22 protein-coding genes and 1 riboswitch are annotated in these 25,706 nt (G+C 38.5%); of the genes, 20 read left to right on the forward strand and 2 right to left on the reverse strand.

Going from position 1 to position 25,706, the window contains the following annotated elements:
- The first annotated feature begins 35 nt into the window (after positions 1-35).
- The 5 genes from MHI34_RS09235 to MHI34_RS09255 all read left to right on the forward strand — a co-directional run bounded on the left by MHI34_RS09235 (position 36) and on the right by MHI34_RS09255 (position 4,288).
- Complete coding sequence (locus tag MHI34_RS09235; protein ID WP_036128565.1) at positions 36-1,163, forward strand: MBL fold metallo-hydrolase; 1,128 nt, start codon at positions 36-38, stop codon at positions 1,161-1,163.
- A 141-nt stretch (positions 1,164-1,304) separates the two neighbouring features.
- Complete coding sequence (locus tag MHI34_RS09240; protein ID WP_036128590.1) at positions 1,305-1,532, forward strand: sulfurtransferase TusA family protein; 228 nt, start codon at positions 1,305-1,307, stop codon at positions 1,530-1,532.
- Between the two features lie 85 nt (positions 1,533-1,617).
- Positions 1,618-2,403 carry a sulfite exporter TauE/SafE family protein gene (locus MHI34_RS09245; protein ID WP_342504364.1) on the forward strand — a complete coding sequence of 262 codons (786 nt, stop codon included), beginning with the start codon at positions 1,618-1,620 and terminating at the stop codon, positions 2,401-2,403.
- A gap of 2 nt (positions 2,404-2,405) precedes the next feature.
- Entirely contained in the window at positions 2,406-3,110 is a 705-nt protein-coding gene (locus MHI34_RS09250; RefSeq protein ID WP_058843909.1) for a DsbA family oxidoreductase, read from the forward strand.
- Between the two features lie 227 nt (positions 3,111-3,337).
- Positions 3,338-4,288: a c-type cytochrome gene (locus MHI34_RS09255; protein ID WP_342504365.1), complete on the forward strand. Its 951-nt coding sequence runs from the start codon at positions 3,338-3,340 to the stop codon at positions 4,286-4,288.
- A gap of 552 nt (positions 4,289-4,840) precedes the next feature.
- Here the strand turns inward: MHI34_RS09255 and MHI34_RS09260 are convergent.
- Entirely contained in the window at positions 4,841-6,535 is a 1,695-nt protein-coding gene (locus tag MHI34_RS09260) for an FAD-dependent oxidoreductase (RefSeq protein WP_089933765.1), read from the reverse strand.
- Positions 6,536-6,780: 245 nt separating this feature from the next.
- Here MHI34_RS09260 and MHI34_RS09265 point away from each other — a divergent pair, with 245 nt between their 5' ends.
- The 3 genes from MHI34_RS09265 (at position 6,781) to MHI34_RS09275 (ending at position 12,527) form a co-directional block, all read left to right on the forward strand.
- Positions 6,781-8,769 (forward strand): AarF/UbiB family protein, encoded by a 1,989-nt coding sequence (locus MHI34_RS09265; RefSeq protein WP_058843809.1) that lies wholly within the window; start codon positions 6,781-6,783, stop codon positions 8,767-8,769.
- A 798-nt stretch (positions 8,770-9,567) separates the two neighbouring features.
- Positions 9,568-10,917 (forward strand): IS1182-like element ISBsp5 family transposase, encoded by a 1,350-nt coding sequence (locus MHI34_RS09270; RefSeq protein ID WP_342504272.1) that lies wholly within the window; start codon positions 9,568-9,570, stop codon positions 10,915-10,917.
- Positions 10,918-11,393: 476 nt separating this feature from the next.
- Complete coding sequence (locus MHI34_RS09275; RefSeq protein WP_280139373.1) at positions 11,394-12,527, forward strand: C40 family peptidase; 1,134 nt, start codon at positions 11,394-11,396, stop codon at positions 12,525-12,527.
- 194 nt (positions 12,528-12,721) lie between these two features.
- Here the strand turns inward: MHI34_RS09275 and ytvI are convergent, their stop codons facing one another.
- Complete coding sequence (gene ytvI / locus MHI34_RS09280) at positions 12,722-13,780, reverse strand: sporulation integral membrane protein YtvI (protein WP_036128518.1); 1,059 nt, start codon at positions 13,778-13,780, stop codon at positions 12,722-12,724.
- Positions 13,781-13,870: 90 nt separating this feature from the next.
- Between ytvI and MHI34_RS09285 the strand changes: the two genes are divergently transcribed.
- The 12 genes from MHI34_RS09285 (at position 13,871) to MHI34_RS09340 (ending at position 25,560) form a co-directional block, all read left to right on the forward strand.
- Positions 13,871-14,419 (forward strand): hypothetical protein, encoded by a 549-nt coding sequence (locus MHI34_RS09285; protein ID WP_036128516.1) that lies wholly within the window; start codon positions 13,871-13,873, stop codon positions 14,417-14,419.
- Between the two features lie 84 nt (positions 14,420-14,503).
- Positions 14,504-15,049 (forward strand): glutathione peroxidase, encoded by a 546-nt coding sequence (locus tag MHI34_RS09290; protein ID WP_036128514.1) that lies wholly within the window; start codon positions 14,504-14,506, stop codon positions 15,047-15,049.
- A 99-nt stretch (positions 15,050-15,148) separates the two neighbouring features.
- A riboswitch (cobalamin riboswitch) is annotated at positions 15,149-15,349 on the forward strand.
- A gap of 152 nt (positions 15,350-15,501) precedes the next feature.
- Positions 15,502-16,059 carry a hypothetical protein gene (locus MHI34_RS09295; RefSeq protein WP_058843810.1) on the forward strand — a complete coding sequence of 186 codons (558 nt, stop codon included), beginning with the start codon at positions 15,502-15,504 and terminating at the stop codon, positions 16,057-16,059.
- Positions 16,043-16,993, forward strand: a complete 951-nt coding sequence (locus MHI34_RS09300) for an ABC transporter substrate-binding protein (protein ID WP_036128510.1) — start codon at positions 16,043-16,045, stop codon at positions 16,991-16,993. Before MHI34_RS09295 ends, MHI34_RS09300 begins: the two co-directional genes overlap by 17 nt.
- Before the next feature lie 142 nt (positions 16,994-17,135).
- The gene (locus MHI34_RS09305; protein WP_036128509.1) at positions 17,136-17,903 is read left to right on the forward strand and encodes a tyrosine-protein phosphatase; all 768 of its coding nucleotides are present in this window, start codon (positions 17,136-17,138) and stop codon (positions 17,901-17,903) included.
- A gap of 150 nt (positions 17,904-18,053) precedes the next feature.
- Positions 18,054-19,409 carry an MATE family efflux transporter gene (locus tag MHI34_RS09310; protein WP_342504461.1) on the forward strand — a complete coding sequence of 452 codons (1,356 nt, stop codon included), beginning with the start codon at positions 18,054-18,056 and terminating at the stop codon, positions 19,407-19,409.
- A gap of 2 nt (positions 19,410-19,411) precedes the next feature.
- Positions 19,412-20,245 (forward strand): putative RNA methyltransferase, encoded by an 834-nt coding sequence (locus MHI34_RS09315; protein WP_036128503.1) that lies wholly within the window; start codon positions 19,412-19,414, stop codon positions 20,243-20,245.
- A 79-nt stretch (positions 20,246-20,324) separates the two neighbouring features.
- The gene (locus tag MHI34_RS09320) at positions 20,325-20,927 is read left to right on the forward strand and encodes a 1-acyl-sn-glycerol-3-phosphate acyltransferase (protein WP_036128502.1); all 603 of its coding nucleotides are present in this window, start codon (positions 20,325-20,327) and stop codon (positions 20,925-20,927) included.
- Positions 20,928-20,985: 58 nt separating this feature from the next.
- A complete protein-coding gene (locus tag MHI34_RS09325) occupies positions 20,986-21,447 on the forward strand; it encodes a low molecular weight protein-tyrosine-phosphatase (protein ID WP_342504366.1) in 462 nt (153 codons plus the stop codon).
- 200 nt (positions 21,448-21,647) lie between these two features.
- Complete coding sequence (locus tag MHI34_RS09330; protein WP_036128496.1) at positions 21,648-22,367, forward strand: YebC/PmpR family DNA-binding transcriptional regulator; 720 nt, start codon at positions 21,648-21,650, stop codon at positions 22,365-22,367.
- A 66-nt stretch (positions 22,368-22,433) separates the two neighbouring features.
- Entirely contained in the window at positions 22,434-23,729 is a 1,296-nt protein-coding gene (locus MHI34_RS09335; RefSeq protein WP_036128494.1) for an arsenic transporter, read from the forward strand.
- An 82-nt stretch (positions 23,730-23,811) separates the two neighbouring features.
- The gene (locus MHI34_RS09340) at positions 23,812-25,560 is read left to right on the forward strand and encodes a methyl-accepting chemotaxis protein (RefSeq protein ID WP_089933783.1); all 1,749 of its coding nucleotides are present in this window, start codon (positions 23,812-23,814) and stop codon (positions 25,558-25,560) included.
- Positions 25,561-25,706 lie beyond the last annotated feature (146 nt).

Genomic DNA, 25,706 nt, shown 5'->3' on the forward strand with positions numbered 1-25,706 from the left:
AAAACATTGAAATCATACCTATGGGGGTAGAATGTATGTCTATTCAAAAGTGGAGTGCATCACAAGTTGCTAAAAAGGTCATTAATAATGAAGCGCTGTTTATTTTAGATGTTCGTAATGCAGAGGCATTTGAAGATTGGAAAATGGAGGGACATCGATTTGAGTACCTAAATATCCCGTACTTTGAGTTGTTAGATGGGATTGAAGATATTTTACCTAAAATTCCGGCTGAACAAACAGTATTAGTTGTCTGTGCCAAAGAAGGCTCATCATTGATGGTCGCTGAAATGTTGTCTGAGGCAGGTCGTGATGTTGCCTATTTAGCAGGAGGCATGAAATCTTGGAGTGAATATTTAGAGCCGATTAAAGTTGGGGATTTAACAGGTGGTGGAGAGCTGTATCAATTCGTCCGTTTAGGAAAGGGCTGCCTTTCATATATGGTCATTTCTGAAGGTGAGGCAGCGATTATTGATGCTGTGAGATTTACAGATGTATTTACAAGCTTCGCTGAACAGAAGAACGTTACAATTAAATATGTTTTTGATACACATTTACATGCCGACCATATTTCAGGTGGACGCCATATAGCAGAAGAAACTGGTGCAGCTTACTACTTACCACCAAAAGATGCTGAAGAGGTTGTCTTTCCTTATACACCTCTAGTTGATGGAGCCACTGTTCAAATCGGTGCTTCTAAAATAGATGTAGGTGCTATCTATTCACCTGGTCATACAATTGGCTCTACATCTTTTGTCATCGACGGCAGCTATTTATTAACGGGTGATATTTTATTTATTGATTCAATTGGTCGACCTGATTTAGCTGGACTTGCTGAAGATTGGGTTGGAGATTTACGAGAAACACTTTATAAGCGTTATCGCAAATTGTCTGAAGAATTAATAGTGCTACCAGCACATTTCATGATTATTGATGAGCTTAATGCAGATGGAACGGTTGCGAAACGATTAGGAGAGTTATTGGCGCAGAACCATGGTTTAAATATTCAAAGTGACGAGGAATTTAGACGTGTTGTCACGGATCAATTACCTCCACAGCCAAATGCATATCAAGAGATTCGTCAGGTAAATATGGGGAAAATAACACCTGCACCAGATGAACAGACAGAAATGGAAATTGGACCAAATCGCTGTGCTGTCCGATAGCGTATGCTAAAGTGCAATGAGTACGCATGCATGCTTGTAGCGTGTAAATTCCGTGAATGGAAGGCACTCTTCCTTCCTGAAGTTAATAAAGTGGAACCGGCAAAATCGCTTACACCCTTTGTCGGATCAAAGGAGATTACTATGATGTCAAATTTACAACTAGATGCAAAAGGCTTGTCATGTCCGATGCCTATTGTGAAAACAAAGAAGGCAATGGATACATTAGTTACGGGGGAAATCTTAGAAGTTCAAGTAACAGATAAAGGAGCTTTAGCGGATATTCCTGCTTGGGCTAAAGCGGGAGGGCATGTGATTTTAGATCAATCCGAGGTTGCTGGTGTCATTACATTTTTAATTCAGAAAGCATAGAGCTTATTGAGGGTTGTCTATTAACGTAGCACAACCTTCTTTCTCTTTATCTTGATAGATGGGAGCTAGAAAGAAGGAAAAATAAATGGATATTGCATGGATTTTCACCATATTTTTGATTGGTTTTGTCGGTTCGTTTGTTTCGGGGATGCTCGGCATTGGTGGTGCTATTATTAATTTCCCGATGCTACTGTATGTTCCGTCATTATTAGGCTTTGTGGCTTTTTCAGCGCATGCAGTTTCAGGAATTAGCGCAATTCAAGTGCTTTTTGCTTCCTTTGCTGGTGTATGGGTATATCGGAAAGGTGGGTATTTAAATAAATCACTTATTATCTACATGGGTAGTGCTATTTTAATCGGTAGCTTTGTAGGGAGCTTCGGTTCAAAGTTCTTATCAGAATCAGGCATTAACATTGTCTATGGTATCCTGGCATTGATTGCAGCTGTCATGATGTTTATCCCGAAAAAGCAAATTGATGATAAGCCGATGGAGGAAGTGACATTTCGTAAACCACTGGCGATCATTTTGGCCTGGATTGTTGGTATTGGTTCAGGAATTGTGGGGGCAGCAGGTGGCTTTTTATTAGTACCGATTCTGCTAGTTGTCTTAGGAATTCCAACACGTATGACCATAGCGACAAGCCTTGCCATTACTTTTCTCTCTTCAATAGGAGGCACCATTGGGAAATTAATAACGGGACAAGTTGAATATTATCCAGCTTTCATCTTAATTGTAGCTAGTCTGCTAGCGGCTCCTCTTGGTGCAAGAGCGGGGAAAAAATTGAATACAAAAGTGTTACAAGCCATTTTAGCGGTGCTGATCGTTGCAACGGCTATTAAAATTTGGGCGGATATAATAGGGGGAGTGTAGCGATGAAAATTGAAGTTTTTTCTGATTTCACATGTCCATTTTGTTATATTGGTAAGCGTGAATTGGAGCGAGCTATTGATGTTGCGGGCTATACAGAGCAAGTAGAAATAGAATATAAAGCATACCAAATAGGGCCAGATACGCCGAAAGTGAATGCCCCCTCTTTTTACGAGGGGATGGCTAAAAAATATGATATCTCGCTAGAAGCTGCGAAAGACATGACGAAGGGCATCGCCGTGAGAGCAGCAGAGATTGGATTGCATTATGATTTTGATAAGATGACAACAGCCCATACAGAAAAGGCTCATCGTTTAGCGAAGTGGACTCAGCAGTTTGGCAAGGCGGCGGCTTATACTGAAGCTCTCATGGCAGGGTATTTTACAGCTGGAGAAGATGTCAACGAAGATGCTTTTTTATTAAAAGTGATAGCACAATTAGATTTAGATATAGAAGAGGCAAAGGTTATTTTAGCAACGAATGATTTTAGCGAGGCCTTAGATCGAGATCGTTATGATGCACAGCAACTTGGTGTGCAAAGTGTCCCGTTCTTCGTGTTTGAAAACCGTTATGGCATTAAAGGGGCAGAGCCAAATGAAGTGTTTGTGCGAACTTTACATCAGGCGGCAGCATTAGCAGGAAATCAACCGACGATAAAGTTGGTGGGAAATGATGGAGCTGCCTGTAATGATGACGTATGTAAACTATAAAAAAGTGTCGAGTACTTGGGTGCTCGACATTTTTTTATTCAGAATGAGCAATATACTACAAGAGGTATTAAGTCTAGTTTTTTGTGTTATAGAACAAAAATAAATGTATAATATATCCATTTTTATCATCTTAACGGTGCTATTTTAAAGAGATGTGAGAAAAATCACATCCAATTAATTGCTATGTTGCTAAAATATAAGAGAGGATACAAAGGGGGGTATTATAGATGAAACCTATAGTAGCAGGAGTAGCAGGGACAGTACTGTTAGCAGGCGCAATTTTTGTTGGAACAATTGTCAGCGATAAAATATCAGTTGATTCGAATGTTGGCGAGCAAGAAGCGACAGTGCAGACGCAATTACCAACAACAGCAGCTGCTCAGTCAGTGGTCTATGCTCCGCCAAGTATTGAAGAAGTACCAGATGGACCTATGAAAGAGGCAATCTTATACGGTTATGAGCTTGTCAATAACACGCATGTAGCGGCAGATGAATATGTAGGAAACCAATTATCTTGCACAAGTTGCCACGCAGGTGCAGGCTATGATGAGCAAACATCGTCGTTAGTGGGAGTAATGGCAAATTATCCACAATATATCGGACGCTCAGGTAGTATAGTTACGATTGAAGAACGTATTAATGGTTGTATGGTTCGTAGTATGAATGGTAAAAAATTTGAAATGAATAGTGATGAGCTAGAGGCTATGGTGGCGTATTTTGCTTATATTTCTGAAGGTGTACCTATCGGTGCAAAACGTGAATGGGCAGGCACTAGTGATATGAAGAATGTTCCGATTCCAAATGTTGCTGATGGCGAGGAGCTTTATGCACAGTCTTGTATTGCTTGTCATGCTGCTGACGGATCTGGTACTGATGCCAATACTGGTCCAGCGTTATGGGGGGAAAATTCCTTTAATGATGGAGCTGGCATGGCGCGTATGTCGAAGATGGCAGGTTATATTCAAAATAATATGCCGATAGGTGCGGCGGGTACTTTAACTGACCAGGAAGCTTCTGATTTAGCTGCCTTTATTTTATCGCAAGATCGTCCAGAGTGGGCAAACCATGATAAAGACTGGCCAAAAGGCGGACGTCCAAATGACATTATGAATAAAGAAAAACGTGAACAAATTAAAAACGGTACGATTGATTGGGAAAAAGTACTGTCAACAAATTAACAATAAGGGATGCTGTTTAACAGCATCCCTTATTGTGTTGTAAAACAAAACCATCCATAGAATTTTTGCGAAAGGTGAAAATGGATTTCCGTTGCAGGCTACTTGCTTTCCTGTGGGCGAGCGCCGAGCCGCTTCCTCTTTTAGAGGCTCGCCTGTCTCGCTATCCCACGGGAGTCAAGTAGCCTTCCACTCCAACCCATAAATTTAGTAAAGGTTTTCCAATAAAGTGAAGGGTATTCACTACTCTTTATGGAGAGGTATTGTCACTCATCACTTCTCTATATTGAAAATAGGAGCCTTTCCTTTCTCTAATCAGACAAATAATGGGCTAATTTGTTCACTACGGCTCGTATGAAAGATAAGGAAAAGACACTTTTGCACATGGTTGATTGGAGTGGAGCCAGCGTCACAGATGAGACCTTGGAGCGAATGCAGTGAGTGAAGCGGCTCATCGGACGCCCCCCTTGGAAAGGACACTGACGGAACGGAAATCAACCCCTTACCTTTCAAAATAGCTGCTTCTCCCATTGACATCACCGCATCCCTTTTAGATTAGTTAAAGTTATAGGTAGTTACAATTTTTTCCCTGTTAGTTGTTATATCTGTAAAGTATTCATATAAGCAAATACCAAGGAATGATCCACTGACATTCATGACATTAGAATAGCCATTATTTTGTAGAGTCATAACCGCGTTATAACTTCGTTGACCAGATCGGCAATGTACATAAACAGGCTGATCCTTTGGTATCTCATTCATTCGTTCTCGAAGTTCGCTTAAAGGTATATGGTGGGCGCCAATGAGATGACCAGATTCGAATTCGTTCTTTTCACGTACATCTAAGAAAAAGGCTTGCTTTTCAATGAGTGGCCTAACTTCATCCACTTTTATTTGTTTGAAGTTCCCGTGTAATTGGTTTTGTGCTACAAGTGCTGCCAAATTTACAATATCACGTGCAGTGCTAAACATTGGAGAATAGGATAATTCTAGTTCCTTCAAATCTTCTAAAGTACCGCCCATTGTGATAAGAGTGGCTATAACGTCTATTCGTTTATCTGCATTCCCTTTACCAACCGCCTGTGCACCAAGAACCTTTCCAGTTGGTGTTTCGTAAATGAGTTTAAAGTGAAGTGGATTACTATTTGGCATTAATCCTACTTTGTCTGGTGCAATTAAATAAACACTTTTTGCTTGAAAGCCATTTGCTAGAGCTGTTTTTTCGTTCAAACCTGTTGCAGCACATACAAGGTCGAAAATTTGTACGCTCGAAGAACCAATAACCCCTTTGTTATGCTGTGGGATACTATACATATGGTTAGCTGCGGCGCGTGCTTGTCGTTGAGCAGGACCAGCTAAAGCTAGACGCGTTTGTTTATGAGTAAGCTGATGGAATACTTCAATAGCATCTCCTACAGCATAGATGGAAGGGTCAGATGTCACATAATTAGCGTCCACTCGAATACCCCCTAGTTCACCAATAACTAGCCCAGCTTCTTTAGCTAATTTGGTTTCAGGGCGAACACCAATGGCTAATACAACTGCTTGTGCTTTTAATTGCTTGCCTGAATTTAATACCACATAATCTGGTGCAACTTGTGCGAGGCCGTCGTTCACAATGACTTGAACCCCTTTGTCAGCCATTTCCTTGTGTAATATTTGAGCCATGTCATAATCGAACGGTGCCATAATTTGTTGACCAAATTCGACTAGTGATACATTAAAGCCTGCAAGCTTTAGATTTTCTGCTGCCTCTACACCAATGAAGCCTCCGCCAATTACAGCAATATCTTGCACATTATCCGTTTGTAGATAACGGTTTAAACGGTCAATATCCACCACATTTCGAATGGTAAAGACATGTTCAGAATGAATACCTTCTAAGTTTGGAACGATAGGACTTGCACCAGGCGACAGAACTAACGTATCGTAACTTTCCTCATAATCAACACCAGTTTTCAAATCCGTAATCGTGACAGTTTTTTGCATGCGGTTAATACGTATAACTTCTTGTTGAACACGAGCTTCAATATTGTATTTTGTTTGAAAGGCTTGAGGTGTCATTAAGATTAATTTATCGCTATTTTCAACAATCCCGCTCAAGTGGAACGGTAGGGAACAATTAGAGAAAGAAACATTCGGGCCTTTCTCAAACATGATAATTTCTGCTTTTTCATCAAGACGACGTATACGTGCCGCTGTTGATGCGCCACCTGCAACGCCACCAACTACTATAAATTTTTTACTCAAAGTAAACACTCCTTTTCAAAATACATATTAGGGTATTTGGATACTATTAAATAAGGGTTTAATTTCTAATGATTGATTATTTATATAGGATGAATACTATAAATCAATAATATACCTATAAGGGTATATTATCAAGCAGTACATATTATAAAATTTCAGAGATATTCCTTGTAAAAGAAAGTTAGGGCATAAATTTGCTATACTAGCGGTAGTAGGAATTGGAAATGACACAGGGGGTGACACTGTTGATTTTTTTGAAATTTTTAATTCAAATCCTCATTGTATCGGGTTTGATTTATATTGTGAGCGGACGATTAATTGGTTCAAATATTAATTTTGTTCGCAGAGTGCTATCGGTCGTCATTAGTGTGACACTAACCTCTTTTGTTTACTGGTATTCTTATTTACGCCATACAGATTTTTTGTCTGAAACGATGATGCAGACAGTGACAGAGGTTAGCACACTTATTTGGATTGGTAGTATGCTACTTATCTCGATGTTGCTTTATTTGGTTTTTGAGTTATTTGATCCAAGCGGTATTACGGCTGGAGATCGTCGTAACGGTCAAAAGTCCTTGCTATTGCGTCTGCGAAGCTATTGGCGACAGCAGAAACGTTTGCGACAGGTGTTAAAAATTGCTGTTACAAACGGTGTTGTGCAAACAATTAAATATGCAAGGCAGCGGGAAAATGAAAAAGAGCTTGCGATTGCACTACGAGCAACTTTAGAGCAGTGTGGTGGGATTTTTATTAAATTTGGACAGGTCCTCTCTACACGTAAAGAATTATTTTCACCTATTTTTATTGATGAGTTAGAAAGATTGCAACATAGTGTGAAGCCTTTACCAGCAGAGCAAGTTACACAAATTTTAGAGGGTTCACTTCCACAACCTATGGATGAAATCTTTAGTCATTTTCAAATGGAGCCCATTGCAGCAGCGTCAATTGGCCAAGTGCATAAGGCACGACTCAAAAATTATGAAGAGGTTGTCGTCAAGCTATTGCGCCCAGAAGTAAAAGGGATTATGCGAGATGATCTTGAAATTTTAGAGGAATTTGCTAATTGGCTTTCAACAAAATCGACTTGGGCAGAGTCATTAGGCTTTCGGGAGTTAGCGGGTGGGTTTGCCGATGGACTACGTGAGGAAATTCATTTAGATATTGAAGTGCGTAACACATTACAGGTAAAGAATGCGCTAGCCAAAAGTGATTATAAGGTGCGAATTCCTAAAATTTATACAGCGTATAGTAATGAGAATATCATTGTGATGGAATATATTCGTGGACAAAGTGTGGCGGATGGGGCATCAGAATTCAAACGTTTATCTATTGATCGTAGGCACTTTGCCAAAACGGTATTATATTCTTTCTTTGAGCAAATGCTATTCTCAGGTATTTTTCATGCAGACCCACATCCAGGTAATATTCATATCGATGAATCGGATGGCACACCCGTTTTGCTCGATTTTGGAGCCGTTGGACGATTAGGAGCTACACAGCAAGAAGGCTTAAAGCTATTTTTGATGGGCATTCAGCTTAATGATTCAAGCGTGTTATATGATGGCCTAACATTATTAGTGGAAAATGCTGATCATGCAGAACGCGCAAGAATGGAGCAGGCCATCGATCAAATTTTATTAAAAATCTCCTATGTTGATCGAATACCAACTGAAGAATTGATCCATGCGCTCTTTACAGTGGTAAGAGATTTTGGACTTGCATTTTATCCTGCTGTAGGATTGGCTCTCCGGTCCTTGGTGACGCTAGATGGCACATTACGGGTCATTGATCAACGTTTCGATATATTTACAGAGGCAAAGGATTTTTCTGCTACATATATGCGTGCGTCTTTCCTAAAGCCATTTAAAGAACCGATGGCAACAAAAGAGCGACTGCAGGAGGAACTATCCATGCTGATTCCCACTTTGCGAAAAATGCCAAGAAGGGTAGATCAACTCATTCAACGGGTTGAAAGTGGGAAAATCATTTTACATCATGATATATTCTCGGATGAACATAATGCACGTTTTATCACACATCTGTTTTCTCGATTTGTTCTGCTTCTAGTAGGGATAACATTTGGCATTATATCTGTCGCTCTTTTAGCCATCTCACAATTTATTCATGATTCGTATGCGGTATATTTAAACACAGCCGCTTATTTAGGTTTATTTTTATGTGCAATTTTGTTAGTGAGATTATCTATACAAGCACTGAGATCGATGAAGCAGTAGGTAGGGATTGATTCCCTACCTCATGTTGTTGAAAAAGGTGATGTCAACGGCAGAGACGGGTGGGGGGGTTCCGCCAGCGCCTTTTCCAGGGGGCGTCTTATGAGCCGCTTTGCTCACTGCGTTCGCTCTAATCAACCATGTTCAAAAGTGTCTTTTCCCTATCTTTCATACGAGCCGTAGTAAACAAATTAGCCCATTATTTGTCTTCTTAGAGAAAGGAGAGGCCCTTATTTTCAATGTGGAGAAGTGCTGAGTGACAACACCCCTCCATAAAGAGTAGTGAATACCCTTCACTTTATTGGAAAATCTTAACTAAAAAGAAACATTTTTATGGGAAGGCTACTTGACTCCCGTGGGATAGCGAGTCAGGCGAGCCCCTGCACAGAGCGATAGCGGAGGAAGTGGCTCGGCGCTCGCCCACAGGAAAGCAAGTAGCCTGCAACGGAAATCCATTTTCACTTTTCGCGAAAATTCTATTGGTGGTTTTTTTTCAAACATTAGTAGGTAGGGATTGATTCCCTACCTCAGACTGTAGACAAACTCAATGAATTTTGAGTTTGCCTACAGTCTTTTTTCTTTTACAATAAAATAAAGTAAAAAAGTAAAGCCGTTGATTTCCACTACGGGCGGACGCTTTCCGCGGGCGGGGTCGAGCTGCTTCCCTCGCTTCGCTCAGTCCAGGATCTCGACTTTCCCGCTTTTCCCGCAGGAGTCGCCGCCCTTCGTTCCAATCAACTTCTACATAAAGAATTCCTTATTCATCTATTGATAAAAAGTAAACTTTTGAGGTGATCAACCATGATGACGAAAAATCAAACCAATGAACGTGAACAATTAGAAATGTTAACGATTGATCAATTAGTTCCCCAAGATCATTTAGTACGAAAACTAGAGGCGGCTATTGATTTTTCATTTATCTATCCTTTAGTAGAAAACCTCTACTCTGCTAAAGGACGCCCTAGTATTGATCCTGTTGTTCTCTTTAAAATGACGTTTATTCAGTACGTTTTTGGTATACGGTCCATGCGTCAAACCATCAAAGAAATTGAAACCAATATGGCGTATCGTTGGTTTTTAGGATTTGGCTTCCATACAGAAGTTCCGCATTTCTCTACCTTTGGTAAAAATTATGTCCGTCGCTTTCAAGACACCGATATATTTGAGCAGATATTTTATCGTATATTAAAAGAGATTATGCATCAAGGACTCCTCCATGCAGACCATTTATTTATCGATTCTACGCATGTGAAAGCGAGTGCGAATAAACGAAAGTATGATAAAAAAGTTGTGCGAAAAGAAACACGGGCTTATGAAGAGAAGCTTCAATTAGAGTTAAATATTGATCGTGAGGAACACGGAAAAAAGCCCTTTTCCCCGGAGAAGTTTGAAAAGGAAGAATGGAAAGAAATAAAGAAAAGCACGACAGATCCTGAAAGTGGGTATTACGTGAAGGATGAACGTACGAAACAGTTTGCATATTCCTTTCATGCAGCCACAGATGAAAAGGGCTTTGTCTTAGGTGCCATTGTGACTCCGGGAAATGTGCACGATAGCCATGTATTACAGCCACTTGTTGAAAGGGTCATTCAAAATGTTCAAAAACCATTAGCTGTTGCGGCAGATGCAGCCTATAAAACACCAGCGATTACGAACTTTTTGTTAGAGAATCAAATGTTGCCTGTTCTTCCGTATACACGTCCTAAAACGAAAGATGGATTCTTCCGAAAGCACGAGTATACATATGACGAGCACTATAATTGTTATCTTTGCCCACAAGGGCAGATATTGAAGTATGCGACAACGACGAAGGAAGGATATCGCCAATATAAATCGAATCCTTTGATTTGTGCGAAGTGTCCAAGCCTTTCCCAATGTACAGAAAGTAAGCATCATCAAAAACTCATTCAACGCCATATTTGGGAGTCATATGTGGAGGAAGCTGAACATTTACGCCATTCCTATGACATCAAACAGATTTATGCAAAGCGCAAAGAAACGATTGAGCGTGTCTTTGCCGATGCAAAAGAAAAGCATGGTATGCGATGGACAACCTTAAGAGGTCTAAAAAAATTGTCCATGCAGGCGATGCTTACTTTTGCTGCCATGAATTTGAAGAAACTGGCTACTTGGACGTGGCAAGTAGCTTAAGAGAGCAACTATGCTCGAAGAGTATGTTGAATTTGGTAGTATATTACCAAATGTTAAAAATAAAATAGGAAGAAAAATGACAAAAACCATCGAGAGTGAACTTCTCGATGGGCTTTTGTCTACGGTCTGAGGTAGGGATTGATTCCCTACCTTTTTCATTGAAATATTTGAATAAAATATTACAAAAACATTACAAAGTGATGTGTAGGTCTAATGTTGAATCAGCTAATATCGACATTAGATAGAATAAATTAGGTGTTTTGTAGAATAAAGTAGTTTTCTTGCAAATATTACAGAAATATTTCGAGTTTTACTAATGTATTAAATAGACATGAAATAGTATAAAAGTTATGCCGAAAATGCTAAACTTTAAAAGGCTAAAATAAATATAAGAACATTTGATTAAAATAGAATCGTTCAAGTGATTACATAGAATATCTAGAGCGAAATTGACAGATGAAGGGGAATGAAAATCAGTGGGTAAGCGCAATAAATGGCGTAAGTCGATGGTGCTAGCATTAGCACTAGCTGGCGGCTTATTATTTAATACAATTCAACCAACAGAAGTACATGCCGAAGAAACTTCTCAACAAATGATTGAGAAAAAGGCTGAAATTGATGCACAAGTTAAAAAATTACAAGAAGAATTAACAAAGTTACAACAAGAGATCGACGCAAAGGTGAAAATATTTAAACAGGTACAAGCTGATATTAAAGAAGTGGATGCTAGTATTGTTGAAACACAAAAACGTATCGAGCAACGTTCTAAAATTTTAAGTGAGCGTATGGCTGCATACCAAGCACAAGATAATACTGTAGGCGTTTATTTAAATGTCGTTCTTGAAGCAAAAAGCTTTGCCGATTTAATGGATCGTGTCGTAGCGGTCAAAACATTAATGGATGCTGACCAAGAATTGGTAGATCAACAGGAAGCAGATAAAGCAAGCTTAGAGCAACAAAAAGCTACATTAGATGAAAAACAAAAAGAGCTTCAAAAGCAATTCCAAGAGCTTCAACAAAAGGAAAGCGAAATGGAAGTGAAAAAGGCTGAAAATGAAGCGAAATCACTTGCATTAAAAGCTCAAATTGCAACGAAACAAGAAGAAGAACGTTTAGAGGCAGAGCGTAAAGCAGCTGAAGAAGAAGCAGCCCGTTTACGTGCGCTACAAGCAGCAACTCCAGTTGTACAAGCAACTCAAAATAATGATGGCGGCGTGCCACAAAAAATTGTTATGGGCTCAGGAGCTGGTACGGCTTCTTCAGGAGATGCTATTTCAACAGCTAAACAATTCCTAGGACGTCCATATGTCTGGGGTGGTAGTAACCCATCGACAGGCTTTGACTGTTCAGGTCTTGTACAGTGGTCATACAAACAAGCAGGTGTTTCTTTACCACGTACAGCATCACAGCAGTATTTAGCAACTCAACGTATCTCAGCAAGTGAAGCACGTGTTGGAGACTTAGTATTCTTCAGCTATGGTTCTGGTGTAGCTCACGTAGGTATTTACTTAGGGAACAACACAATGATCGATGCTCAAAACAATGGTATCGTAATTGAATCACTTGATTGGTGGAATCAATACTTAGTAGGCTTTGGTCGTATTCAATAAGCCTCTATATTTAATAGACGATTGACATGATGAAAAGGTCATCTTTGTAGAGAAAAAATATACAAAGATGACCTTTTTTATTTTGCTTTAGTGTTCATCTACCTCCTTTGTCGAGGAGAGATGAACACTTATTTTGCATCTCCAGTGGTTTAAGAGGAGCATTAGAGGTAAGCTCGAAGCGTAATGACTTTGCATTAAATTTTAAAATTTAGCTTAATGACACCTGTTTCTTTTAAGGCAATAAAGAAAATGATAACAAATGGGCCAACGAGTAAACCGATGATACCAAATAACTGTAGACCAATGAACATGGCAATTAATGTTGGCAAAGTGGATAAGCCAATGTGGTCGCCCATTAGTTTAGGCTCGACGACACGACGAATAATAAGTAAAATAGCAGCTAAGATGAATAATTTTACAGCGATAGCTGTGTTTCCCATTAATAGATGGTATAGTCCCCATGGGGCTAATATAATAATGGACCCTAGGAAAGGAACGATATCTATTAACCAAATAATAATGGTCATCGTAACTGCATATTTCGGTTGGATTAATAGTAATCCAATAAGTGTGACGCCACCTATGATAAAGCTTACAAATAAGTGTGCCTTCATATAACCGAATGTTGCATCTTTTAAACGATTTAAGATGATTTTTATTTTCTTTGCTGTGTTAGGCTTTAAATATTTATAAGTGATTTCCTTTAATTTGGGCAAATCAAGCATAAATAGGAATAAAGCAATCATATAAACGAGAAGACTGATAAATAGGCTTGGAATCTCTGAAAAGAATGCTGAAACTTTGTTATAATTAAAGAAGCTTAAAAAGGATTCTTCAACTTTCTTTATGAAATCCATAGTGGTTTTTTGAAGCGAAGCACTTACTTCAGGTGGAAAGTCCTCTGTGTATTTAGAAATATTTTCTTGCATATGAAGCCACATATCTGATAGCTTGGAAATATAATAGGGAGCTTGCTTTGACAATATAATTATTTGCGACATAATTTGTGTAATGGATATATAGCAAATAATAGAGATAACAATAACACTCACTATGTATATAAAAGCAACTACAATTTTCCTTGACATTTTCCATCGCCTTTTAAAGAACATAACAATGGGTTCTAAGAAAAATGCACTGACACCAGCAAGTATTATAGGCATGGATACAGGGATTACAAAATAGGCAGCTACAAGTAGAGAAAGAATCACAATCAATCGGAAAATCATTTTCCTAGCATTAAATTTATTCATAAACTCACCTTCTTTGAGAAAAAAATTAAGTTAAGTGTACCATAAATCAAATTTTATTACGTTCTGAAACAATAAAGGTAGGGATAAATTATGGAGAAAGAGATTTTGCAACTTTTTAATAATCTAACAGAGCATGACCGCGATATTGAATCTTACGAGGAACTAATAAAAATTCTGCAGGAACCCGTAGATTGGACATATGCAGTCTGGGAACAGCTTGTACAAGCACTTACATACAAAGATGGTCATGCACGTGCACGTGCTGCACAAATTTTATGCGCCTTAGCCGCAAAAAGTGACCCAGAAGAAAGGGTATTGGAGGATTTTTTAAAGATTTGGGCTGTGACTTATGATGAACGATCCGTTACAGCTCGAAATGCATTACAAGCTATTTGGAAAATTGGGCTAGCAGGTCAAGTACAAAGTGACTTAGTGGTGTCTTATTTAGCAAAGAGATTTCAAACTTGTTTAGATGAGAAGCATCCGACTCACATTCGCCATGATATTATTGTATCTTTTAAAAAGCTATATGACGAGACAAGTGACATAAAGTTATTAGACATTGCCCATCGTTTAATTAATGAAGAGCAGGACGTTAAATCTAAACAGAAGTATAAGTCAGCCATCCGTTCAACGTAACGAGATGGTGTTTTTTGTGCAAATTATTTGGTAAATTATTGAATAGTCAACTATAATAAATGAAAAAATAAAAGGGGTTAAGACATGAGCATTTATAATTATTTAGTACGAAAACCTAATGGTGAAATTTTATCCATGGAAACATATCGTGGAAAAACGATGCTAATTGTCAATACGGCGAATCAATGCCGATTTACATATCAATTTGATGACTTACAAAAAATGTATGATAAATATGGGAAAGATAATTTTGTCGTTCTAGGATTTCCTTGCGATCAATTTGGTCATCAAAATCCTGAAGATGGCGAGGAGACTACGCATCTTTGTAAAGTGAATTATGGCGTTACCTTCCCAATTTTTGAGCTTGTACAAGTAAATGGAGAGACTACCCACCCATTATTCAATTATTTAAAACATGAAGTGGATTTTCGAGAGTTTGGCAAGGCGAGCATGCAGGAAAAAATGCTTGCTGAGGCAATTGTTCAACTTGCCCCTAACTTTTTAGATGGTCGTAATATTCGCTGGAACTTTACAAAGTTTTTAGTAGATGCTAACGGCAAGACCGTTGCACGCTTTGAACCAACAGATTCACAACTTGATATTGAACAGGCAATTGAAACTATACTATAAAACAGTTTTGTTTATCTTATTCTTTAGAAATGGTGACGATCCATTCAAAGCACAGCTATTTTTTCCTATTAATATATGATAAACTGCTTTACAAGTGAATTATTCTTGCAGAATAAAGGTGCTAACAAGCATAATCGGGAATTCGGTGAAAAACCGAAGCTGTTTCCGCAACTGTAAGTACAGCTAGTATAAAGGTTTACCACTGTCTTAACAGAGATGGGAAGGTACTTTATCACACATTCGTTTTTTATGTAATGAACTGTACAAGCCAGGAGACCGACCTTTGTTTGAACGTATAAAAACTTCTCGGAAGCTAGGAGGATATACGGCAAATACATAGGCTATGTCATGTTAATTTGGCCATTATTATGTTATTTTCGTCGTTCCTTTGCGTAAAGGAGCGGCGTTTTTTTATGCAAGAATTTTCATAATGAAAAGTGGGGGGATCGCAAGTGAAAAAAGATGCACGTTATTCTTGTTATCCATTTATGCGTGAAAAAGCTTCGACGGTTGATTTTGAGATTCGAACAGACAGTCTGACTACGCATTTGGGAGTTGCTTTAGCTGCAGTTAAGAAAGAGGATGTACAAGCTGTTGTAGAAGATTTAATGATTATTTTACCTATGGCCTACCATGTCAATGGCTCGGTTCGTGGAAAACTAGCCGTAACAGAAGAGGATCTTGCTTGGCTAAGTGAGCGCTATGATTTTTATGTTCGTCATGTGAAGGAAGAGATACAAAACTTTGTCTTACCTCAAGGTACAGAGGCTGCCGCTGCTCTACATCTTTGCCGTAGTGAAGCAAAAAAATCATATCGTACATTACACAAAGTATCGGATGAACGAGAGGTTCCAGCTATTCTTTTTGATTATTTAGGCCTATTAGCCAATGTGTGCTTCGTTATGGCTGTCTTTATGAATCAACAAGCAGGGATAGCTGAAATACCATTTATTAGTAAATCATATCCGATGAAAAAGAAAAAGGAGAATAATAATGAAGAAATTATTTAATGTTCAATGGCTAACAGTACTCTTCCTTGCAATGATTTTAGCAGGTTGTGGTACTTCGGTAGATACTAAAAATAAAGACGCTTCACAGGATACACAACAAACAGAGCAAACAAACTACAAAGTGACAGATGATCGCGGTGTAGAAATAGAGTTTAAAGAAGTACCAAAAACAGTTGTATCATTGCAACCAAGTAATACAGAAATTTTATTTGCTCTAGGTGTTGGTGATAAAATCGTAGGAGCAACTGAGTATGATACTTACCCAGAGGAAGCACAGAAAATTGAACGGGTTTCTGATTCTGTGAATTTTAACAGTGAACGAATCATAGCGTTGAAGCCAGATGTTGTTATAGCTTATACGATTGGTGATAAGGAAGCAATGAAACCACTTGAAGATGCTGGGATCAAAGTGTTTGTTATTCAATCAGCAGCTACATTCGATGATGTTTATGGTGACATCGAACAGATCGCAGCTGTAATGGGTGTTGCAGATAAAGGAAATGAAGTAAACGAAGAGATTAAAGCGAAATTAGCTGACGTTAAAGCAAAGGTGAAGGAAGTAAAAGCACCGAAAAATGTTTATTTAGAAATTAGTCCTAAGCCCGATATTTATACAGCAGGCTCTGGTACTTTCCAGCAAGAAATACTAGATGCAGCCAATGTTAAGAATGTTTTTTCTGACTTGAGCAGCTGGGCACAAGTTTCTGAGGAAGATGTCATAGTGAAAAACCCAGATGTTATTTTAACGACAGTAAACTACACAGAGGATCCAATAGGTGAAATACTTGCACGTGATGGATGGAATACAGTGACAGCAGTTCAAAATAAAGCAGTACAGACTCTTGATACAGATATCTCTAATCGACCTGGCCCACGTATTGGGGAAGCCGTAGAACTAGTAGCAAAGGCTGTCTATCCAGAGTTATTTAAATAAGAAACCATTCAAGGCTAGCTGTATACTGACAGCTAGCCATTTTTATGTGGGTTGTTATTTCCTAGTGTGAAAATTGGAATTAATTGAGTTAGTTCTATAAAATAAAAGTAAGAGTGCTCGATAATTTTAGGAGGTGTAGTAATTGGAACAGTTAGAGACAAAGATAATTCCATTTGAGGCAGTTTATAATTTTCGAGATATGGGGGGATATAGGACAAGGGATGGGCGCATTGTCAAGAACGGTTTATTTTACCGCTCAGCGGCTCTTGGGAAAATGACGTTGGCGGATAAAGAGCTATTTGAAACATTAGGGATTAAAACCATTTTTGATTATCGTGATAATAATGAGGCACACCATAATCCTAACCCTATGTTCTCACACGCTCAATATATTCAAATACCAGCGAAGGGCAATCATACATTTGAAATGCCTACAAATGCTGGTGGTAGAGATTTTTATAAAGCAGTAAGCCCCGAAATGTTCCGAGATTTTTATGCACAGATGCCGTTTAATAATCCTTCTTTTAAAGAGTTAATGAAAACCATACAAAATCCTGACAATTTGGGTCTTGTCCACCATTGTGCAGTTGGTAAGGATCGCACAGGTATAGGGGGAGCTCTTATTTTGCTAGCCTTAGATGTACCAGAGGAGACGATTATGGAAGACTATTTAAACACGAATATCCATTTACGTCCAATGGTAGACAGAATGGCACAGGCTATTCAACATCAATATAATGAGCAAGAATTACAGCAATTCTATGCATTAATGTCTGCTCGAGAAGACTATTTACAAGCAGCATTGGATGCTATGGATTACCATTATGGCTCAAAGACTAAGTTTTTAGAGCAGGAGTTTGGCCTAACTATTGCTAGACGAGAGCAATTGCAAGCTTATTGCTTAACATAACAATGACCCCTTTCACATATCTGTGTGAGAGGGATTTTTTATGTGGAAGCGCTGTCTTCCTATAAACCTCTTTACAGTCTGAAAATTTATGATAAGATACAATAGATTTTTAAGAAAAATATAGGAGAAGTGAAAGTATTGGCAGAGACAATGAAAGAGACAAATAAGTTAAGTCTATTCCATTTAACATGGCCTATTTTCTTAGAAGTATTTCTATTTATGTTAATGGGATTAGCCGATACTTTTATGCTCAGTGCTTTATCAGATAATGCTGTATCCGGAGTAGGTGCAGCCAATCAATATATCCATATTGCGATCTTGATTCTTGAAGTGGTAGGGAATGGTGCATCCATTGTCGTTTCACAGTATTTAGGTTCAAGACGTTTTTTTGAAGCAGCGAAAATATCGGCTTTAGCTGTCACAATGAATTTGGTTGTTGGACTGTTAATGAGTATTCTATTTTTCTTCTTTGCAAAACATTTAATGACTATGATGAACTTGCAGGGAGAAGTACTTCACTATGCACAAAGTTATTTAGTTATCATCGGGAGTTTTATTTTTCTACAGGCTATTATTAATGCACTTGCTGCAATTATTCGTGTACATGGTTGGACGAAGCAAACGATGTATGTATCACTTGGCATGAATATCTTGCATGTTGTGCTAAACTATGGTCTGATTTTTGGGAATTTAGGTTTACCAGAGCTTGGTGTAAAAGGAGCGGCTATTTCTTCGGTCATTAGTCGAGGATTAGCTGTACTAGTGTTTTTCTGGTTGCTCTATCAAGTGATGGAAGTACGCGTGAAGCTACACTATTATTTTGATTATTCTAAGGAATATGTAAGGAAAATATTAAACATTGGTTTACCTTCTGCCTTTGAACAGGTACTTTATCAGTTTTGTCAGATTGTCTTTTTATATTATGCGACATATTTAGGAGCAGAAACACTGGCAGCACGACAATATGCTATGAATATTTCGATGTTTACGTATTTATTTGCGATTGCCATTGGTACAGGAACAGCTATTATTATCGGACGTCATGTGGGGGCAGGGAAGAAGGATGAGGCATACCATCAACTATGGATAAGTGTCCGTGCGGCATTTGTTTTTACGATTATTATGGTTGCAGTCGTTACGATTTTCCGCAAACCACTCATGCATGTTTTTACCGATAATCCAGATATCATTACTATTGGAGCATCCGTGTTAGCCTTCAGTATTTTGCTAGAGACTGGCCGTACAATGAATATCGTTGTCATTAACTCTTTACGTGCTTCTGGAGATGCCAGATTTCCTGTGAAGATTGGTTTTCTATCGATGGTTTGTATGAGTCTTCCGCTTGGTTATTTATTTGTATTTATATTGGATTGGGGCTTGGTTGGAATATGGCTAGCTATTTCAGCAGATGAATGGGTACGTGCAATTATCGTATACTTTAGATGGAAAAGCCGTAAATGGGAGCGATTTGCCCTCGTTTCACCGAATGAACAGAAGGAGGCATAGAAATGGGAGCATTATCTAAACGTGCGATAGCGGCAGCATTAATGGAGCAATCTATCACACTTTTTGCTTGTCCTGTATGTCAGCAATCGATGCATGTCTATGAGCAGGGAAGATTGGTTTGTCCTGCTAACCATTCTTTTGATATAGCTAAGCAGGGCTATGTCAACATGCTGACACATAGCGCTGCTTCTAAATATAGCAAAAGTCTTTTTGAATCTCGTAAGGCAGTGATTGATAGTGGGATTTATGATGCTGTAGAAGAAAAAATTAGTAAGCTTATAGCCTCTGCAAAAACAGTGCTTGATACTGGCTGTGGAGAAGGATCACATTTAGCTCGTATTATGACAGACATAGACAATGGCATCGGTGTTGGTATCGATATAGCAAAAGAGGGCATATTGGCAGCAACACGTCATTATCCACAACAAATTTGGTGTGTAGGTGATTTAGCCAAAAGTCCATTTGCGCAAGAAAGCTTTGATGCAATATTAAATATTTTATCGCCCGCAAATTATGAGGAATTTAAGCGTCTTCTTGCCCCAGATGGCTGTCTTGTAAAGGTTGTACCACAAAGCGGCTATTTACAGGAACTGCGTGCCCAATTATATGCAGATTCGAGCAAGGAAACATACTCTAATGAACAAATTGTTGCCCGTTTTAAAGATAGCTTTAGTGAAGTTATAGTAGAACGTGTAACCTATACTTTACCGCTTGCAGAAGAGCTTGTGCCGGCGTTATTAGAGATGACACCGATGGGCTGGCATAAAAAAGAGGAAACGGCCATTGTATTAAATGAAATTACGATTGATGTAGATCTATTAGTAGGGAAAGTTTAAGAGGGCCACCTGCAATTGCAGTATACTGGTCTTTTCGATTACAATGGGAATAACTATTGAATAAGGTAGGAATGTAACAGTGTATAAATTAGCAGCTAATGTTGTCAAAGTAATATTAAAATTAATGGGTTCAAAGGCTCGTGTATATGGAGAAGAAAACTTGCCAAAAGATGGTGGGTATATTATAGCTTGTACACATACAGGCTACGTCGATATTTTAAACCTTGGTGTAGCCATGTACCCTCGTGAAATTCACTTTATGGCGAAGAAGCAATTATTTGAAATGAAAGGGCTTGGCTGGCTTATTGAGCGTTTAAATGCCTTTCCGGTGGATCGTGATAATCCTGGACCAAGCGTGATTAAAATTCCTTCACAGTTATTGAAAGAAGGTAAAATTGTAGGGATTTTTCCCTCTGGTACTCGTAGCTCAGAAGGAACGGATTTGAAGCAAGGAGCGATTACGATTGCACAGCTAGCAAAGGCGCAAATTGTTCCAGCTGCATATGTTGGCGCGCGTAATGCTGGCGATGTAATGAAGCGTGGCAAAGGCTACTTAATCTATGGTGAGCCATTTTATGTAACAGGGAAAGGGAAAGAAGGTCGTGAGCAATTTACACAACATCTTGAACATGAGCTAATTTCTTTAACGGAAGAATTACAAAAACGTATTGCAGTCAAATAAAGAGAAGCGGCACTCAGAGTCACATAGATTTTGAGTGCTTTGTTGTAGGAGGAGAAACATGATTCGAGTACTTTTCGTTTGCTTAGGTAATATTTGTCGCTCTCCCATGGCAGAAGCCGTCATGCGAGAGTTAGTAGAAAAAGAGCATTTAGGAGATAAAATTGAAGTGGATTCTGCTGCCACAAGTTCATGGCATATTGGTGAACCTCCACATCAAGGTACATTGGATAAGCTTAGAGAAAATGGTATTTCCACAACAGGCATGCAAGGTCGACAATTACAAAGGGCTGATTTTGAAAAATTCACTTATATTATCGGTATGGATGAAAGCAATATTCGCAATATCCGAACGATGCTAGGCGATCCGCGCTCACCAAAGATTTTTCGTTTTCTAGATTTAACGGAACATCGCAAAGACGTCCCTGATCCATATTATACGGGTGATTTTCAAGAAACCTATGATTTAGTGCAAGAAGGCTGTCAGGCATTACTAGCAAAAATAAAACAAGAGCTGTTGTAAAGTGACACTAAAAAACGAAAATTTTAACAGCTATTTCTTCAGAAAATATTAGCTTAAACATTGGTATATATAGCTTTGTAAGCATCATTGTGTTATTATTTGCAGAGTAAAGATACGATAAGTATTTAATTACCATTTACAGATGTGCAACTGCGTATCTATCATTTTTATAAACTTATATTTGAAAGAGAGTGGAAACAATGGGTCGTAAGTGGAACAACATTAAAGAAAAGAAAGCGTCTAAAGATCAAAGCACAAGCCGTATTAATGCAAAATTCGGACGAGAAATTTATGTGGCAGCTAAATCAGGCGAACCAGATCCAGAGTCAAACCGTGCACTTAAAGTAGTGCTCGAACGCGCAAAAACATACAGTGTTCCAAAACATATTATAGAAAAAGCCATCGATAAAGCAAAAGGTGGCGGCGATGAAAACTTTGATGAATTACGTTATGAAGGCTTTGGACCAGCCGGCACAATGATTATTGTGGATGCTTTAACAAACAATGTGAATCGTACAGCATCAGATGTTCGTGCGGCATTTGGTAAAAATAACGGGAACATGGGTGTCAGTGGATCTGTCGCTTATATGTTCGATTCAACTGCAGTTATTGGCTTAGAAGGTAAAACGGCTGATGAAGTACTTGAAATTTTAATGGAAGCAGATCTTGATGCTCGCGATATTTTAGAAGAGGATGACGCGGTTATTATTTATGCGGAGCCAGATCAATTCTTTGCGACACAAGAAGCGTTAAAGGCTGCAGGGGTTGCAGAATTTACAGTAGCAGAGCTTTCTATGCTACCTCAAACAGAAGTTGCCTTAACTGGCGATGATGTAGCTAAGTTTGAAAAACTAATCGATGCATTAGAAGATTTAGAGGATGTACAAAATGTCTTCCACAATGCAGATTTGGGCGAATAAATCGATAAATGAAGTGAGTAAACCAGTAGCAAATTAGCTACTGGTTTTTAATTAGGGAGGAAAACGATGCAGAGTATTTTAGCCATTAGTTTATTTTTAGTCACATTATTTTTTGTCATAGTGCAACCACGTAAACTATCTATCGGCTGGTCAGCCTGTATAGGGGCGGCGATTGCCTTACTAATGGGTGTAGTTACTTGGCATGATGTGTTAGCAGTAACTGGAATTGTTTGGAATGCGACGTTATCATTTATTGGCATTATTTTAATTTCGCTAATCTTAGATGAAATTGGTTTTTTCGAATGGGCAGCTCTGCACATGGCACGACTTGCGAAGGGGAGCGGAATTCGCTTATTTGTTTATATTGCTTGCCTAGGGGCAGTTGTGTCAGCCCTATTTGCTAATGATGGAGCGGCTTTAATACTCACTCCCATTGTGTTAGCAATGGTAAGAAAACTGAATTTAACTGAAAAAATGATTTTTCCGTTTATCATGGCAAGTGGTTTTATAGCAGATACAACTTCCTTACCATTTGTAATAAGTAATTTAACTAATATTGTATCAGCTGATTTTTTTGAAATTGGCTTTATAGAGTATGCAATTCATATGGTTGTACCGAATTTCTTTTCTTTAGTGGCCAGTATTGTTGTACTGTATATTGTTTTTCGACGGTCCATTCCACAGCATTATTCTCTTGAGGCGGTTGAGCATCCAAAGCAGGCAATTCGAGATCCTCGCTTATTTTCGATAGCTTGGTATGTGATCGCCATCCTATTAGTAGGGTTCGTGGTCGGTGAAGTTCTACACATTCCTGTATCCTTCGTTTTATGCGGTGTGGCTTCTATTTTCTTATCGCTTGCACAGCGTAGTAAGGTTGTAGATACGAAGAGGGTCATAAAAGGAGCGCCGTGGAATATAGTGTTCTTTTCCATTGGTATGTATGTGGTGGTCTATGGATTAAAAAATGTGGGGATGACAGGATTGCTAGCCAGTTTACTAGAGCAAGCGGTACAGCATGGTTTTGTAGTGGCAACCATGACGATGGGATTTGTTGCGGCAATTTTGTCTGCAGTGATGAATAATTTACCTACTGTTATGATTGATGCCTTAGCCATTTCTGAAACAAGTGCAACTGGTATGATGAAGGAAGGGCTCATTTATGCAAATGTTATTGGCACAAATTTAGGTCCGAAAATGACACCGATTGGCTCACTTGCGACATTATTATGGCTTCATATATTGGCTCAAAAGGGCATTAAAATTAGCTGGGGACAGTATTTTAGAATCGGCATCATTCTTACAATTCCAACACTGCTCGCTACTTTACTAGCATTAGTTTTTTGGATAAGTATAATAGCATAGTTATATTGTCGAAATAGTGAAATAAATAGTACAATAAGTAATAGTAAGATATTAATATATCAGCGTATTAAAGGAGGAAAGTATGCGAGCGACAGGTAAATTAAGTAATAAAATTGTGCTAATGTCATTTGTTATGCTATTAGCTTTGTTAGCCTTTTTCATTGTAACAACGATATATACAGCGAAATCATCTGTTAATAAAACAATGGGAACACAGGCAGTTGCAGTTGCTGAGAATATTGCAAAACGTTTGAACGCAGATGAATATGAACAACTCTCACAGGACCCAAAGGAATCTGAATTATATTGGCAGCTAAGGCAAGAACTCAATGAATTGCGTGAAATAAATGGGGTTCTGTATGCCTATACTTTCGCAGTCCCAAAGGAAGATAAAAAGGTTCGATTTTTAGTGGATGGTATGCCAGTAGATGATCAAGAAAATGCTGGCGTTATAGGAGATGAATCTGCTTCCACCTATTATAAAGATTTAAAAAAGGTAATGGATACGGGGAACTACTACTCCGATATTTTACATAGCGATTTTGGCGATTATTTATCAGGTACTGTGCCATTGAAAGATGCCTCAGGAAATATTGTTGCCTTTGTAGGGGTAGATATAGAGGCAACAGAGGTAAGTGGTGTGACAAATGCTGTGCTAACAGCCATTTTACCTGCTTTAATTGTCGTTATATTAGCTTTAATAGGACTTGTTATGTTTATTATGTATCGTTATATCAATCGAGCGTTGAAGCCTTTAACAAATTTAGGTGTTGCCGCACAAAACTTTGCACAAGGAGATATTGCTAAGGCATCTATGGCAGTAGAGGAAATTCAATTGACAGGAGAAAATGAGATTACTATTTTTGCTCAATCCTTTAAGGAGTCTCTACAAAGATTAAAAGAAACATTCCACACGATTCAACAACGAACATTAGCTTTACAAAGTGTCGTTCAAAAGATTGATGAGACAACTCATCATGTGGAAACATCAAACGCTCAAATTGCGGATCGTATTATCGAAATTGCTGCGGGGAGTGAGCAGCAGCAGCAAAACAATCAAGAGGTTGTCTTAACGATGAACGAAATGTCGATTGGTATTCAACGTCTAGCTGATACTACGTCTGAAATTGCCGAGTCATCTTCAGCTATGACGGGTCTAGTTGAAACAAGTGTTGGTCATTCACAAGAAGTTGTATCACAAATTCAAAATGTAGAAGCCTCCGTTTTACGTACAGCTAATCATGTCGAGGAGATGGGCGAGAAGTTCCGTTCTATTGAAGAGATGGTGACGATCATTACGAGTATTGCCGATCAAACAAACTTACTTGCTTTGAATGCGGCGATTGAAGCAGCGAGGGCTGGGGAAGCAGGTAAAGGATTTGCGGTTGTGGCGGACGAAGTACGTAAACTTGCAGAGATGTCTAAATCATCAGCTGACGAAATACACATGCATTTAGAAAGCTTTAAGAAAATAACAGATCGAGCATTGCAAGAGATGTCGAGCAGTACAGTAGACGTACAAGCAGGCAATAAAGCGGTGCAATATATTGGTGTAAGCTTAGAGCAAATATTGCAATCAGTCATTGAGGTAAATAACAAAATTCAAGATGATTCAGCTGTGATCGAGGAAATGTCAGCTGGCTCTGAGGAAATATTAGCTACTATAGAGCAAATGAATGATATTGCGAAGCATAGTGTGCTAGGAACAAAGGAAGTTGCAACTTCCTCTGACTTACAAGTATCAATGGTTTCGGAATTAAATGAAGTTGTAACCATTTTAGATCAGACATCTAAAGAAGTTATCGATACGATTAATACATTCAAATTATGATGACCTTGAAACTATTTTTCTATAAGCATAGGTCTTGTAGAAAAATAGTTTTTTAATAGGAGATAGTAGTGTGTAAATGTCTAAATAAACCATATTAAGGGAAATTAGAAAATAATTTGTGTTTTACCCATTGTGAAAACTTTCAA

The organism is Lysinibacillus sp. FSL L8-0126 (genome assembly GCF_038630385.1).
Classification (GTDB): domain Bacteria; phylum Bacillota; class Bacilli; order Bacillales_A; family Planococcaceae; genus Lysinibacillus; species Lysinibacillus fusiformis_D.

Excerpts from the sequence above, each read along its gene's own strand:
- MHI34_RS09255 (WP_342504365.1), top strand. The coding sequence starts at position 3,338 with ATGAAACCTATAGTAGCAGGAGTAGCAGGGACAGTACTGTTAGCAGGC.
- MHI34_RS09250 (WP_058843909.1), top strand. The coding sequence starts at position 2,406 with ATGAAAATTGAAGTTTTTTCTGATTTCACATGTCCATTTTGTTATATT.
- MHI34_RS09315 (WP_036128503.1), top strand. The coding sequence starts at position 19,412 with ATGGGAGCATTATCTAAACGTGCGATAGCGGCAGCATTAATGGAGCAA.
- MHI34_RS09335 (WP_036128494.1), top strand. The coding sequence starts at position 22,434 with ATGCAGAGTATTTTAGCCATTAGTTTATTTTTAGTCACATTATTTTTT.
- MHI34_RS09235 (WP_036128565.1), top strand. The coding sequence starts at position 36 with ATGTCTATTCAAAAGTGGAGTGCATCACAAGTTGCTAAAAAGGTCATT.
- MHI34_RS09325 (WP_342504366.1), top strand. The coding sequence starts at position 20,986 with ATGATTCGAGTACTTTTCGTTTGCTTAGGTAATATTTGTCGCTCTCCC.
- ytvI (WP_036128518.1), bottom strand. The coding sequence starts at position 13,780 with ATGAATAAATTTAATGCTAGGAAAATGATTTTCCGATTGATTGTGATT.
- MHI34_RS09285 (WP_036128516.1), top strand. The coding sequence starts at position 13,871 with ATGGAGAAAGAGATTTTGCAACTTTTTAATAATCTAACAGAGCATGAC.
- MHI34_RS09310 (WP_342504461.1), top strand. The coding sequence starts at position 18,054 with ATGAAAGAGACAAATAAGTTAAGTCTATTCCATTTAACATGGCCTATT.
- MHI34_RS09340 (WP_089933783.1), top strand. The coding sequence starts at position 23,812 with ATGCGAGCGACAGGTAAATTAAGTAATAAAATTGTGCTAATGTCATTT.
- MHI34_RS09330 (WP_036128496.1), top strand. The coding sequence starts at position 21,648 with ATGGGTCGTAAGTGGAACAACATTAAAGAAAAGAAAGCGTCTAAAGAT.
- MHI34_RS09300 (WP_036128510.1), top strand. The coding sequence starts at position 16,043 with ATGAAGAAATTATTTAATGTTCAATGGCTAACAGTACTCTTCCTTGCA.
- MHI34_RS09240 (WP_036128590.1), top strand. The coding sequence starts at position 1,305 with ATGATGTCAAATTTACAACTAGATGCAAAAGGCTTGTCATGTCCGATG.
- MHI34_RS09290 (WP_036128514.1), top strand. The coding sequence starts at position 14,504 with ATGAGCATTTATAATTATTTAGTACGAAAACCTAATGGTGAAATTTTA.
- MHI34_RS09270 (WP_342504272.1), top strand. The coding sequence starts at position 9,568 with ATGATGACGAAAAATCAAACCAATGAACGTGAACAATTAGAAATGTTA.
- MHI34_RS09245 (WP_342504364.1), top strand. The coding sequence starts at position 1,618 with ATGGATATTGCATGGATTTTCACCATATTTTTGATTGGTTTTGTCGGT.